13 protein-coding genes are annotated in these 11,902 nt (G+C 57.0%); 3 read left to right on the top strand and 10 right to left on the bottom strand.

The features are described 5' to 3' along the window. Window positions 1-294: 294 nt before the first annotated feature. From gspD to gspG, 3 genes are read left to right on the top strand one after another with little or no spacing between them, the layout of a single operon-like run. Window positions 295-2,442, top strand: coding sequence for a type II secretion system secretin GspD (gene gspD, locus ABK249_RS33285; protein ID WP_348864892.1), 2,148 nt, complete (start codon window positions 295-297; stop codon window positions 2,440-2,442). A gap of 8 nt (window positions 2,443-2,450) precedes the next feature. After that, window positions 2,451-2,927, top strand: a complete 477-nt coding sequence (locus ABK249_RS33280) for a prepilin peptidase (RefSeq protein ID WP_348864891.1) — start codon at window positions 2,451-2,453, stop codon at window positions 2,925-2,927. Continuing rightward, the gene (gspG, locus tag ABK249_RS33275) at window positions 2,924-3,376 is read left to right on the top strand and encodes a type II secretion system major pseudopilin GspG (protein ID WP_348864890.1); all 453 of its coding nucleotides are present in this window, start codon (window positions 2,924-2,926) and stop codon (window positions 3,374-3,376) included. The genes ABK249_RS33280 and gspG overlap by 4 nt, the downstream gene beginning before the upstream one ends. On the opposite strand, the gene ABK249_RS33270 is transcribed toward gspG, so the two are convergent. From ABK249_RS33270 to ABK249_RS33225, 10 genes are all read right to left on the bottom strand, one after another. Beyond that, window positions 3,377-4,021 (bottom strand): hypothetical protein, encoded by a 645-nt coding sequence (locus ABK249_RS33270; RefSeq protein ID WP_348864889.1) that lies wholly within the window; start codon window positions 4,019-4,021, stop codon window positions 3,377-3,379. Continuing rightward, on the bottom strand, window positions 4,018-4,389 hold the full coding sequence (locus ABK249_RS33265) for a type IV pilus modification PilV family protein (RefSeq protein ID WP_348864888.1): 372 nt from the start codon (window positions 4,387-4,389) through the stop codon (window positions 4,018-4,020). The genes ABK249_RS33270 and ABK249_RS33265 overlap by 4 nt, the downstream gene beginning before the upstream one ends. Beyond that, a complete protein-coding gene (locus ABK249_RS33260) occupies window positions 4,386-4,859 on the bottom strand; it encodes a GspH/FimT family pseudopilin (RefSeq protein ID WP_348864887.1) in 474 nt (157 codons plus the stop codon). The genes ABK249_RS33265 and ABK249_RS33260 overlap by 4 nt, the downstream gene beginning before the upstream one ends. Continuing rightward, window positions 4,859-6,070 (bottom strand): type II secretion system F family protein, encoded by a 1,212-nt coding sequence (locus tag ABK249_RS33255; protein ID WP_348864886.1) that lies wholly within the window; start codon window positions 6,068-6,070, stop codon window positions 4,859-4,861. Before ABK249_RS33255 ends, ABK249_RS33260 begins: the two co-directional genes overlap by 1 nt. Continuing rightward, the gene (locus tag ABK249_RS33250; RefSeq protein ID WP_415926502.1) at window positions 6,070-7,515 is read right to left on the bottom strand and encodes a GspE/PulE family protein; all 1,446 of its coding nucleotides are present in this window, start codon (window positions 7,513-7,515) and stop codon (window positions 6,070-6,072) included. Before ABK249_RS33250 ends, ABK249_RS33255 begins: the two co-directional genes overlap by 1 nt. A 170-nt stretch (window positions 7,516-7,685) precedes the next feature. Next, window positions 7,686-8,519: a hypothetical protein gene (locus ABK249_RS33245; protein ID WP_348864884.1), complete on the bottom strand. Its 834-nt coding sequence runs from the start codon at window positions 8,517-8,519 to the stop codon at window positions 7,686-7,688. Continuing rightward, a complete protein-coding gene (locus ABK249_RS33240; RefSeq protein WP_227705532.1) occupies window positions 8,503-9,048 on the bottom strand; it encodes a hypothetical protein in 546 nt (181 codons plus the stop codon). The genes ABK249_RS33245 and ABK249_RS33240 overlap by 17 nt, the downstream gene beginning before the upstream one ends. 1 nt (window position 9,049) lies before the next feature. After that, window positions 9,050-9,658, bottom strand: a complete 609-nt coding sequence (gspM, locus tag ABK249_RS33235; RefSeq protein ID WP_227705531.1) for a type II secretion system protein GspM — start codon at window positions 9,656-9,658, stop codon at window positions 9,050-9,052. After that, window positions 9,655-10,662 (bottom strand): PilN domain-containing protein, encoded by a 1,008-nt coding sequence (locus ABK249_RS33230; protein ID WP_227705530.1) that lies wholly within the window; start codon window positions 10,660-10,662, stop codon window positions 9,655-9,657. Before ABK249_RS33230 ends, gspM begins: the two co-directional genes overlap by 4 nt. Before the next feature lie 372 nt (window positions 10,663-11,034). After that, the coding region (locus tag ABK249_RS33225) for an RHS repeat-associated core domain-containing protein (protein ID WP_348864883.1) at window positions 11,035-11,902 on the bottom strand (868 nt) is incomplete at its 5' end.

Genomic DNA, 11,902 nt, shown 5'->3' with positions numbered 1-11,902 from the left:
CATGAGCCCCCTCGAATGCGAATCAGAACGTAATCAAAACACAACCCATCCTAGAATGCCCCGCCCCCAAAATCGCAACCCCCAAAATCAGGGGGTCATCGAAATATTATAAACCGCAAGAGCTTATGAAACTGACGCCGACGTTTACCTGCTGTTGCCACTCCGCGGTCATTTAATCCGACCGGAACAGCAAGCCACCAAAAATTGTGGACAGGACGAAAGAGCTGAATTTCGGTCATGGCGCGAACAGCCACGTTCGATAGGATCGAGTGCGGGGCGCAGGCAGGTTCTTTCATGAAGTTTTCAAGGCAGCTTTATCTTTTAGGCTCAATGCTATTGAGCGCCTGCAGTACGAGCGATTCCATCGAAGACGTGTTCTCGGTCAAGCTGAACGAGTTGGACTCAAGTGGCAAACCGCTTCCCGCTTCACATCGTTCGTCCCACGGCTTCACGACACGCTCTGCAGATGGGTCGGTTTTCGCAGGCGCTACGCAATATGGAACCGGGAGCTTCCTCAATACGCAGCCGGCGATCAGTGCAGGCAAGACATCCAAAGGTGCGGACGGATACAATCTCAATCTTCTTGATGCACCGATCAATGCTGCGGCAAAAAGTGTCCTCGGCGACACGTTGGGGGTCAACTATGTCGTTGATCCCCGCGTCAGCGGCAAGATCACTCTCCAGACTGCCGCTCCCGTCTCGAAAGAGGTTCTCCTCGACATCTTCGAATCCGCCCTGACCGTCAACGGAGCCGTGATCACCAAACAGAACGGCAGCTACCAGATCGTTCCTGCGTCCGAAGCCTTCTCGTCCACACCCGAGATCACCACAGCTGTCTCTTCGCTCGGCGGACCGGGAATCAAGGTCCAGGCGCTCGAGCTCAAATATGTTGCCGCCGCCGAAATGAAGAGCATCCTGGAGCCCATCAGCCGGAAGGGCTCCATCCTGAGAACCGATGATCGCCGCAATATCATTGTGCTCGCCGGCACGAGCAATGATCTTTCGGCCATGCGCAACGCAATCGGCATTTTCGACGTCGACTGGATGAAAGGGATGTCGGTTGCGCTCCATCCCTTGAAAGCGTCCCAATCCAGCGCCGTTGCCAAGGAATTAGGGGCAATCTTCTCCACCGAAAACGGACCTGGAAGCAACATCATCCGCTTCATTCCGAACGAGCGGCTGAACGCCGTTCTCGTAATTACCTCGCGGCCTGCATATCTCGAGCGAGCCGCGGCGTGGATTTCCAAACTCGATCGGCTGGCCGCCACGAATGAAGAGCGGCTGTTCGTCTACAATATCCAAAACCGCCCAGCCAAGGAACTCGCACAGATTCTGCAATCGGTCCTCAAAGGACGCGAAGGCCAGGCGGCCGCTCAAGGGAGCATCGAAAACCCGATCGCACCCGACCTTCAGCCGGCGACTATTTCCAGCGCTTATGACGCCTCGCAATCCGAAGCACCGGCGAATGGCGAGGCCGCATTGCTTTCGAACCCGATGGGACAACCCGGGAAACCAAGAACATCAGTCGTGGCGGATATCGAAAATAACGCACTTCTTATTTCGACCACCGCGCGGGAATACGAGCGGATCGAGCCTTTGCTTCGACAGCTTGACGTTGTCCCAACGCAGGTGATGCTGGAAGCGGTCATCGCGGAAGTCACCTTGAACGACGAGTTGCGGTTCGGCCTTCGGTGGTTCTTCGAGAATGGCAATTTCCGGGTCGGCTTTTCCGACCTCTCGTCAGGCGGAACAGGCGCCAGTTTCCCTGCACTCGCCTGGAGCTACGCGACCAACGACATTCGGGTGACCTTGAATGCTCTTTCGAGCATCACTGACGTCAATGTTGTCTCCGCTCCGACGCTGATGGCGTTGAACAACCAGAAGGCTATCTTGCAGATCGGTGATCAGGTGCCGATCGTCACCAGACAGGCCCAGAGTACCGACAACAGCGATGCGCCGGTGATCAATTCGGTCGAGATGAAGGACACCGGTATCATTTTGACGGTCACACCGCGGATCAACACGTCCGGCAAGGTGATGCTCGACATCCAGCAGGAGGTCAGCGACGTCGTCAAGACGACCTCGTCCGGAATCGATTCTCCCACAATCCAGCAGCGGAAGGTTTCGACCCGGGTGGTCGTCAACGACAACGAAAGCCTGGCGCTTGGTGGGTTGATCCAGCAAAGGAACGATCTGGTGCGCAGCCAGGTGCCGATCCTGGGTGACATCCCGCTGCTCGGCAACGCTTTCAAGCACAAGACGGATCAAATCAGGAAGACCGAGCTGATCATCTTCATCAGGCCGCGCATCGTCAGAGACGTCAACGAGGCGAGAAGCGTGACCGAGGAGTTCAGGCAGCAGCTCGACTTCAGCTCCGACATCAAGAAACGACGGGGCGGCTCAAGCAAGCTGGAGCAAGACATGAAGCGCCTGAGCTATTGATGGTCGACATGACACTCCTTTTGATGGCGGTATTGCTCATCTGCTTTGGCCTGATCTGCTATTCGGATTTTCGATGGTTCGTCATTCCGAATGCAGTCAATGCAGCCATCCTTCTCGCTGGTTTGATGTACCGCGCAGAACAAGGAGCATCATCGGTCGCCCCGGCATTCGCCTTTGGCCTGGCGATCGCGGCCTTGATGTGGACCATTCGCCAGGTCCATTTCAAGCTCACGGGCCGGCTGGGGCTTGGTCTCGGAGACGTCAAGCTTGCGGGCGCTGCTGCAGTCTGGTTCAGCCCGTTGATGTTTCCGGTTTTCCTGTTTCTGGCCTCGGCATTGGCGCTGCTTTTTCTGGCAGGTTCGAGCCTCAGGAAGCGGCAATCGTTGACGACAAAGATCCCGTTCGGACCATTTTTGGCTGCGTCCCTTATCATCACATGGAACATCGAACGCCTTTTCGACCCCTTTATCGGACCAATCATATGACAAATTTCGAGCAGCGCCTCATTTCAAAGGCCAGCAGCAACCGCGCGGACGACGGCTTCACCCTGGTCGAACTCCTCGTCGTGCTGGCAATCATTGGACTGATCGCGGCCCTCGCCACTCCGCAGGTTCTCAGATATCTGGACTCTGCGAAGGTCGATACGACGAAGGCGCAGATCAAAAATTTCGAAAGCGCGCTTGAGCTTTATTATATCGACACGGGCCATTACCCGACGACCGAAGAGGGGCTGGCGGCGCTTGCCAACCGTCCTGCCAGCGGTGGCACCTGGAACGGTCCCTACATCAAGAATGCCGGCTCGTTCGTCGATGCATGGAATACGCCTTATCAGTATCGCAGTCCCGCCGAGGATAAGCCGTTTCAGATATTGTCATTCGGCCGCGACCGGAAAATGGGCGGGACCGGCCAGGATTCCGACCTCGTCAGCAACTGATCATTTGCCTGCCGGTATAGCGGCGATCCATTCGATGATTGTTTCATCAGAGAACCGCCCGGCTGATAGCTTGATCCTGACCGCCGACGGCAGCGCCTCTTTGTCAGTCCAGCGATCCAGCCATTCCGGTTCGGTTGTCCTGCCGGGACTTGTCAGAAATTGAAATTCTACCGAACTCAGCCCGGCGCTGATCGTAAATTCCTCTATCGGAGTATCCGAGGGCATCCGCCGTGGACGGTTCCGCTGAATGAGGTCGATGCCGTCGTCTCGCGACCGCGTGACGATCTCGATGTCGCGCAAGGAGGAGCGGTCACTTTCGACACGAGCCAGGGAAACGAACCGCATGCTCGAGCGTTCTGCGACAAAAACAAGCTTTTCGTTCGGATCATCTCCAATAAGCGCCAGTGGACGCGCGTTCGAGAGCAGACGTTGCAGATAAACGGCGGTCGCTCCTATCTCCGTATCGGCTTCGTTCGCGTCCGTTGCGCGTTGCATAGGCCGCAGTTGAAGGATGGCAACCGCAAGCAGGCTGGACAGCAATGCCGTGATGCAGAGCGCCACCAGCATCTCAACGATCGTAAATCCGTCCTCCTGGAAATCTGGTCTTCTGCCTGCAATGGCGCGGTGGGCGTTGAGCGTCATCATTCGATGCCCGCGTCAGTGCCGAAAAGGAGAAACTTGTGCGCTCGCCCTGAAGCGGACGAAATGGTGATCAACGCAAAGCTCACATCTTTTCGTGAGGCTTTTGTTCCCGCCGGAAATGCTTCTATTTTCCACCGCTGAACGCCATCCATGCCCTCCAAAGTTCGCTTCGCCCGCAACAGACCTGGCAGTTTTTCTTCCCGCAAAACTCCAGCCAGTCTGGCGGCATCCTGCCGCTCTCTTGCGCTCGAAAGGCTCCTCGATGCGATCGCGACGGTCTCGGCCGAAATCGCAAGCGCAATCGAGAGGATCATAAAGGCAATCAACGTCTCGAGCAGGGTAAAGCCGCTGCTATCATTGGCGAGCGTCATTTGACTGCCCCCGCCAATGACGGAATTCCGGTAAGCCAATTGATCGAGACAACTGCCTCGACATTGTCCGCCGATCCGAAGCGGAGCGTCCCTCCGCTCGCCCCGCCGTCAGGAAAAAATGTAATATTGCCTCGATCCGTGGTCGTCTTTTCATCACGACCTACCGTGGCCGAAAACGATATTGTCGACGGTATCTCTATCGTTTTCGCCTTGGCTTCGGACCGTATGGACTTGGCGGCGGCATCAAGCATGAGGGCTTTTGGGGTCCCACTCTTCAGCGCGGACAGACGGGTGATCTGCGCCATAGACAGAACTTCGCGCGCCACCCGCGTCGGCGTGGGTTTCGTCAAGCCCTGGACGGACGGAATTGCAATCGAGAACAGAAGCCCGATGACAGCCAGGACGACGAGCATCTCAGACAGGCTGAACCCCTCGCTGCCGGCATTCAAGGCCTGTTTGCCGAACCGCATTATTGAGCGCTCAATTCGTTGATGCCGAGAAGTGCCGTCATCACCGATATGACCAGACCGCCGACCAGCAGACCTAAGAAAATGGTAATGGCAGGCGTCAGCAGGACAAGCATTCGGTCGGTTGATCGCTGGGCATCAGCCCTGAGAATTCCAGCTGCGTTGTCAAGAACGGCAGAAAGCCGGTTCACTTCGTCTCCAATGGCGACGAGCGAAACCACGCCGCGAGGAAAAAGACCGATGGTCGCAAAGGCTTCCGGCAACCTCTTTCCCGAAATCACCTGTTCCCGCATTGACAGAAGCGGCTCTCTGTAAGATTGCGCCGGACAACAACGTGCCGCGAGCGCGAGGGCTTCCGGGAGGGGGACGGCATTTTCCAACAGCAACGAAAGGCTCTGCAGATATCGTCCAAGTGCTGATTGCCGAAACGCTCCGCCGATGAGCGGAAGCTTGAGCAGGATCGCCCCGAACCACTCACGAAAGAAGGAGGGCCGCAAGATGGCAATCGACGAGAGAAGGCCAAGGCCTGCGAACAGGGTGATGATGACCGAAGGCTCACTAAGTGCTCTTCTTAATCCCGAAAGCAGCGCAACGATCCAGGGAAGCGCGCGGCCTGAGCTTTCAAAGATCGGCTCCAGCGTTGGAACCAGGACGAAGGTGACAATGCCCACCGCGACGAACATCATCACCAGCAGAAACAACGGATAGACCAGAGCGTCGACGATCTGTTTGCGCTGCAGATCACGCCTTTGAAGATCGGCCGTGATAACCTTCATGACGGAGGGCAGACGCGCGCTGCGCTCACCGCTCGCCACCAAAGCCAGTGCTTCTTCGGGCAGGCCATTTATGCCGGAAAAGGCGGCGGAAGGCATGGCGCCGGATGCCAGACGCTCGATGATATGTCCGATGATCTCCTTATCCGCACTGCGACCACTTGCTTCATACAGGGCGCGAAGCGCCTGGTCGATGCCGAGCCCGGCATTCATGAGGACAGAAAGATCGCCAAAAAAACGGGTTTGATCGAATTTTGCGCGCAGCAACGCTCGCAGGCGCGCTCCCGATCTTGGGGGGGGGGCCTCAAGAATATCGAGATCTGCGACGGAAAGACCCCTCGCCTTCAGCTTACGACGAGCATCCAGAAGATCGAGCGCATCAATTTGACCTTTTTGCAGCCGTCCTTCGGAGTTGAAAGCCCTGTAGGAAAAATGTTCCATCAGCGGTCTTCCAGTTCCACGACCCGTACGGCCTCGGCAAGGGTTGTGATCCCATCTGCCGCGAGCCGATACGCGTGGTCCCGCATGGGCATCATGCCTTCTTGCCTGGCGATCGTTTCGATTGCCTCAAGATTTGCTCCGCTGACGACCGCGCGGCGTATCTGATCGGACATCTCAAGGATCTCGAACGTCGTTTGCCGCCCTTTAAATCCTGTTCCCGAACAGGCCGGGCACCCCATCTTGTCACTGCGATCCCGGCACGCCTCGCAGCACCGCCGCACAAGGCGTTGGCCAATCACCCCTCTCGTGGTCGCATCGATGAGAAACGACTCGACGCCCATGTCGCGCAGCCGGCTGAAAGCACCGACTGCGCTGTTGGTATGAAGGGTGGAAAGGACCAGATGGCCTGTCAACGCCGCTTGGACGGCAATCTCGGCAGTTTCACGATCACGGATCTCGCCAACCAGGATGATGTCTGGATCCTGCCGGAGCACCGAGCGCAAAGCGGATGCAAATGTCAGCCCGATCGCTGGATCGATCTGCAACTGCGTAATGCCTGTCAGGCGATACTCCACCGGATCCTCCACGGTGAAGATCTTCACCTCGGGGCGATTGAGCTCCGCCAGAATGGAATAAAGCGTCGTGGTCTTGCCCGAGCCGGTTGGACCGGTGACCAGAACCATCCCGTTTGGCCGGCGAATGATTTGCCGGATCTTCTCCGCTGACGCCGCATCATAGCCCAGTGCGCCAAGTTCAAGTCGAACCGTCTCCCGATCAAGGATGCGCAGGACGACCGTTTCTCCGTGGATTGTCGGAACAACCGAAAGGCGAAAATCGACTTCCAGGCCTCGTACGGCAAGTCGGAGGCGTCCGTCCTGGGGCAAACGCCGCTCGGCGATGTTGAGCCTTGCAAGAATCTTGAGGCGGCTTATCACGCCGGGATGAAGCGTACGCGCCGTGTTCTCCACACTGGTCAACATTCCGTCCCGTCGAAAGCGGACGCGCATGAAATCGGCCTCCGGCTCGATATGAATATCGGTAGCCTTTTCGTCGACCGCCTTTTGGATGATCCTTGATACAAATTTGACCACCGGAGCATCGCGTGCGATGTCCTGCAATCGCTCGAGATCGACATCGGCCACAGCGTCGGGATTATCCGCCACCTCCATACGATCGCTGCTTTGGCGGACACCGCGTATATAATCGTCGATGGCGCTTCGCGGGGCGATTTCGAGGCGTAACGGCAACTCAAAGAAGTAGCGGACGGCTCTGATTGTATCGAGGTCGAAAGGATCGGCGACTGTCAGCAACAGATCCCCATTCTCGACTGCGCGGGGAACAAGCGCTTTGTCCGCGGCAAAATCCAGACCGAGCCGTTCGACAAGCTCGTGGCTCTCTATCTGAGGCAATCTGGTTAGCGCGGAAATCTGCAGGAAATCTGCCATCTCCGTGGCAATTGCGGCTTCCGGCAGAATGCCGAGTTCGCGGATGATGATATCGATGGGTTGACCCGTTTGCCGTTCGGCCGATCGGGCCCGCTGTGCGGCCTCGGCGGCTATGCGTCCGGATCTCTCCAGAAAAACCAGAAACTCCTGAGGAGATGCGGAATGCAGGGTCACGTCAACACCTCTCCTAACAACTGGACGACATCATGGCCGAGAACCGCCTCGCACCCCCTCGCCCGTAGCGGTCGCTCCGGCTTGGCATCGATATCGATTGATGCAATTCGCTTGCTCCGTCGCCCCTGATTTCCTGCCAGAAAAATGGCCGCATCTCCTGCCGAGGAATCTCGATCAAAAAGCACTGTCTCGATGGTGTAATTCAACGAGGGACCCAGGCTCTCGATCGATTTTGACAAGATGGCCCGGCCAGAATTTACGGAGAAGACGCGACCAAGTTCGATCACGGAAATATCGAGAAGCCGATCGAAATCGTGAAGCTCGGAGAGGTCTTCGAAGGGAGCATGCTTGAGGCCTGCCGCAACGCCCGTCGCGGTCTCCCCGTCCGTCACGCGCGGCGAGCGAAACTGCATCACCAGGCTCGCAATGGTCTGCGCATCGTGCCCTGACAGGCCCGCATTTTGAAAACCTTCCCTTAACAGAGGTTCTTCCGCCGTATTCAGATTAATGAGGCGGGCATGCGGCACAATCGAGATCCTTGCGGCAGCATGGTCGATCAGGCAATCCAGCGACAGGAATTCGCCTTGCTCCGCCTGCTGGCGCCAGCGAGCATCATCGCCAAGGCGCCAGGCAAGATAGCCGTTGAGCGCTTCGGCGGCATATCCGAGCCGCGTACGATCATATTCATAGGAGGTGCTCAGAGCTTTCACGCGCGACGCCGCCGCAAACGGCATGAGGACCATGGCAAAAAGCAGCATGAAACCGAGCACCGCCAGCAGGGCAAAACCGCCCTCTCCTCTGCTCTGGCTCGCTTCAATCCTCGGCTCCACCGATCTGCGCCTTTCCCGCTTCGTAAAGAGAAACCACCGCGCTCTGCGAACCGGAGCTCAGCGACATCGTCTCAGCCGTAATCGAGACGATCGTCCATCCGGCAATCTTTGCTCCCTCGCCGAACCAGTCGGCGCTCGTCTCGCCGGTTGCAACCAGAGCCGAAAACTTGCCGTTGATGGCCCTCGTTCCCTGGAGCTTCAGAGGCGGCAGGGAAGACCCCGGCTCCGCTAGAGCCTGCTCCACGACCACTTCGGCGGGCTCCTCGGCAGGCGGCGGCTGAACGAAGTCGCGCCGCGTCGGACTGAAAACAGGGCGCGCAAGCGTTTCGGGAAGCGTGAGATCGGCCAAAAGCGGCGACTGATCGGTGCCTGCGGATCTTGCGGACGAAATGCTTTCCGACATGGCAACGGGCAGCGGTGAAATATCGATCACCGTCCCTGAGATCACGACGTTCAGCCCGAGGAGACAAAGAAAGGCCGCGACCATCGTCAGCAGTGCCTTCCACCGTCCGTCCAGCGATCTCAGCATCTCACGGTCGTCCGTTTTCGGGCAAGATGATTGCCGGGTCGATCGCGCCGTAGATCATGATCTGCCCGGCAAGCTGCAGCGGTTCCGACAGCACGCCCTGGACCAGCATGTTCGTGCTGTGGATCGAGGCCTGCCGGATGATCAGCGGAGGTTCGGATGTTTCCAGCTGTCGGACGACGTCATGAAACGCCTGCAAGCTGCCTTCAAGGTCCGCACGCACGCCGATATAGGTTGCGCCGTCGATCTCAATCTGCGGCGTGCCGCTGATCGAGGCGACCGTCGCGCCCGTCGCGCTTGCCACCGTGTTGATCCGCTCCTGAAGCTTGGCCTGAATGACGGGCAGGCTATCGCCTTCGATGAAGAGGCCTGTGCTTCCGGCGCCCCCATTTGAAAACTGAACGTCGGCGGAAGGCCTGCGGGCGATGATCTCATCAAGCCGGAAAAGTTCTGCCCGCATCTCCTCGATATTGCCGATCTTGCTGGAGAGGATCGACGCAAGTGAACCGATGATCACCACGATGATCGCGATGACGACGGCGAGGAGGCCAAGCGCCACCGAGCGCTGCACGGCGCGCGGCGCATTCATCAGTGTGATCAGAAGTTCCGTCATGCCGCCTCGATCCGAAGCCGGATTTCGAAGCGCTCACCGGCTTGGCCAGGAATGCGCACGACGGGGGAAATGAAGCTCGGCTGAGAGAACAGGTCGGACGCGTCCAGTGTCGCGATCAGGCTGGCGGCGGATTGCGCGGCAAAGCCGATGATCGTCATCGTATCGCCGTCGACCGACACATCCGTCAGCCAGGCGTCATCCGGCAGAACCCGTGTCAGTTCCTCCCAGACGCGCACCACGGGGACGGCCTGAACCTTCCCTTTCCGTGCCGCTTCGACGGCCGAAACGCTCTTCTGCTGCCGGTCGAGAAGCTTGCGAATCTCTAGGGCCTCAGAGCGCTTGACTTCAACAGCGGCGGCAAGCTCCTGTTGCGCCGCCGAATATTTGAGGAAAACATGCGCATAGGTCGCGCCGCATGTGACGAGCAGGATCGCGAACGCGGTGAGCAGGCCATTCCGCCAGTGGCAGATATGATGGAAGACAGGATGGAGGGTTTCGAGGACGCGAGAGGAAATCCAGTGGATTTCGTGGCCATCGCGAATGCCGAAACGCCGAATTTTGGTTCCCGATACCTGCAGTTGCGTGAGTGAGGGATCGATCACAGATTTCTTAATGACGTAGAAGTGAGCGCCGCTACCTGCAACAAATCCGGGAATTATGTGGACTTCTTGGGCTGTGAAAGGCGTTTTTTCCGAGAGCAACGCAGAAGCCACAGCAATCGATCTGTTAAAAGGCAACCTCTGTGCGGCTGAAGGCAGTTTCAAAAACTGCTCTCCGAAGACGATACTTTGGTCCGGGAAAAACTGAACCGGTCTTCGAAAGCTACTTCGCTCAGTATCCACCGCCGGACTTCCGACATCACCTGCGTCACGCAATTTAAAAAGTGCGCGAAAATTTTTCGCAGCACAATTCGACAGCAATTCGAAGAGGTCCGTGAGCTCCCCGCTCCACCAATCCAGAAAATCTCTTATCCTAGACATTTTGATCGGACCCACAAAGCGCATTGCCACGCCTCTACACATCTCTATAAAGACGCTAAGCTGGTTTCGATTTCCACCTCCGCAGCGATAGCCCTGAATAACGACAACTAGCTGAGAGGAACAATTACTCCCCTAACGATTTCAACAAATTGGCTACTTCCCGATTATTCGCGTGATTAGGCATAATCCCAAGCTCATCACTTTCAAGTTTCGAGAGATGATCAGCGATCTCCGATGCGACTGCCCGCTGGTGTAGAAGCCTTAGGATACCCGGGACGTATGAGTCGTACTCATCACGTGCCTGCGGCACGTCGTTTACGCCCAAAGGATCCCATTTCTCCAGCAATATGGCTTTAACGTCTCCAGATATATTCTTGCGGAACATTTTATTACCCTTCATTGAGGCCACACAGTCACAATATTTCCTTCTGGATTGATCACGACAGTAGCGTCGGCTCCGCGGTATTGAGTCGTTCCGTTTGACCTTGGAACGATCTTTAACGGGTTTCGAAGCGCGTCCAATATAGCTGAAGGTCCCACTCCTCGATTGATAACTTGATTGATTCCATGCCGGCTTATTCCTGTAACTTGTTGAGCTAATTCAATGCTGATATTTCCATCACGTGCAATTCTATCAGCTACAGACGAATTTGAGCCGCTTCCACTATTTGTGTTGATAAGGCCGTGTCCCTCGATTCCTGATCTCCCTCCGCGGCCGTCAAGCAAGATCGGATCAATTACTGTCGGGGAATGCCCAATCTGTTGATGCACACCTCCCGAGGAGCGCGTGCTTGCGTCGATAGCATCGGCACCAGACAAACCTACCATTCCGGAGCCATGTTCATCAACTCGGGCATATCCCATGAGTGCCTGATCCGCATCCTCTTCTTTCTTATCGCGCTGATTGGGCTGCAAATCTTTCGCTGCCTCGGTAATGTCCTTTGAGGCCTGGGTTTGAGGTTCAGTCTGCTCGTTGTCGGAGCCGCTATCGCCGCCTGTGCCTTCGCTATCCAACTTGCTGATGTCCGGACTGATGGAGTGCCCGTTCGGATCTGAGTTATTGACGGGATCGTTCTGGGCATAGGCGTACCGGTTGGTGCCGACGCCGTCGATTGTGGGGTCCCAGTCGTCAGGAGAGATAAACCTGCCGAATGCTGGATCGTAGTATCGTGCGTTGAGGTACATGAGGCCGGTTTCGGCATCGAAGCGTTCGCCGATATAGCCCTTCCTGGTCTGCATCGCCGTGTTGGTCGGCTGGCCATAG

This window comes from Neorhizobium phenanthreniclasticum (assembly GCF_040066075.1).
Lineage (GTDB): Bacteria > Pseudomonadota > Alphaproteobacteria > Rhizobiales > Rhizobiaceae > Neorhizobium > Neorhizobium petrolearium.
The sequence above is the reverse complement of the archived record's forward strand: the minus strand, read 5'-3'. Positions and strand labels throughout refer to the sequence as shown.

Bases quoted from the DNA above. Each gene is read 5' to 3' on its own strand.
- gspD (WP_348864892.1), top strand. From the start codon at position 295: ATGAAGTTTTCAAGGCAGCTTTATCTTTTAGGCTCAATGCTATTGAGC.
- ABK249_RS33280 (WP_348864891.1), top strand. From the start codon at position 2,451: ATGACACTCCTTTTGATGGCGGTATTGCTCATCTGCTTTGGCCTGATC.
- gspG (WP_348864890.1), top strand. From the start codon at position 2,924: ATGACAAATTTCGAGCAGCGCCTCATTTCAAAGGCCAGCAGCAACCGC.
- ABK249_RS33270 (WP_348864889.1), bottom strand. From the start codon at position 4,021: ATGATGACGCTCAACGCCCACCGCGCCATTGCAGGCAGAAGACCAGAT.
- ABK249_RS33265 (WP_348864888.1), bottom strand. From the start codon at position 4,389: ATGACGCTCGCCAATGATAGCAGCGGCTTTACCCTGCTCGAGACGTTG.
- ABK249_RS33260 (WP_348864887.1), bottom strand. From the start codon at position 4,859: ATGCGGTTCGGCAAACAGGCCTTGAATGCCGGCAGCGAGGGGTTCAGC.
- ABK249_RS33255 (WP_348864886.1), bottom strand. From the start codon at position 6,070: ATGGAACATTTTTCCTACAGGGCTTTCAACTCCGAAGGACGGCTGCAA.
- ABK249_RS33250 (WP_415926502.1), bottom strand. From the start codon at position 7,515: ATGGCAGATTTCCTGCAGATTTCCGCGCTAACCAGATTGCCTCAGATA.
- ABK249_RS33240 (WP_227705532.1), bottom strand. From the start codon at position 9,048: ATGCTGAGATCGCTGGACGGACGGTGGAAGGCACTGCTGACGATGGTC.
- gspM (WP_227705531.1), bottom strand. From the start codon at position 9,658: ATGACGGAACTTCTGATCACACTGATGAATGCGCCGCGCGCCGTGCAG.
- ABK249_RS33230 (WP_227705530.1), bottom strand. From the start codon at position 10,662: ATGCGCTTTGTGGGTCCGATCAAAATGTCTAGGATAAGAGATTTTCTG.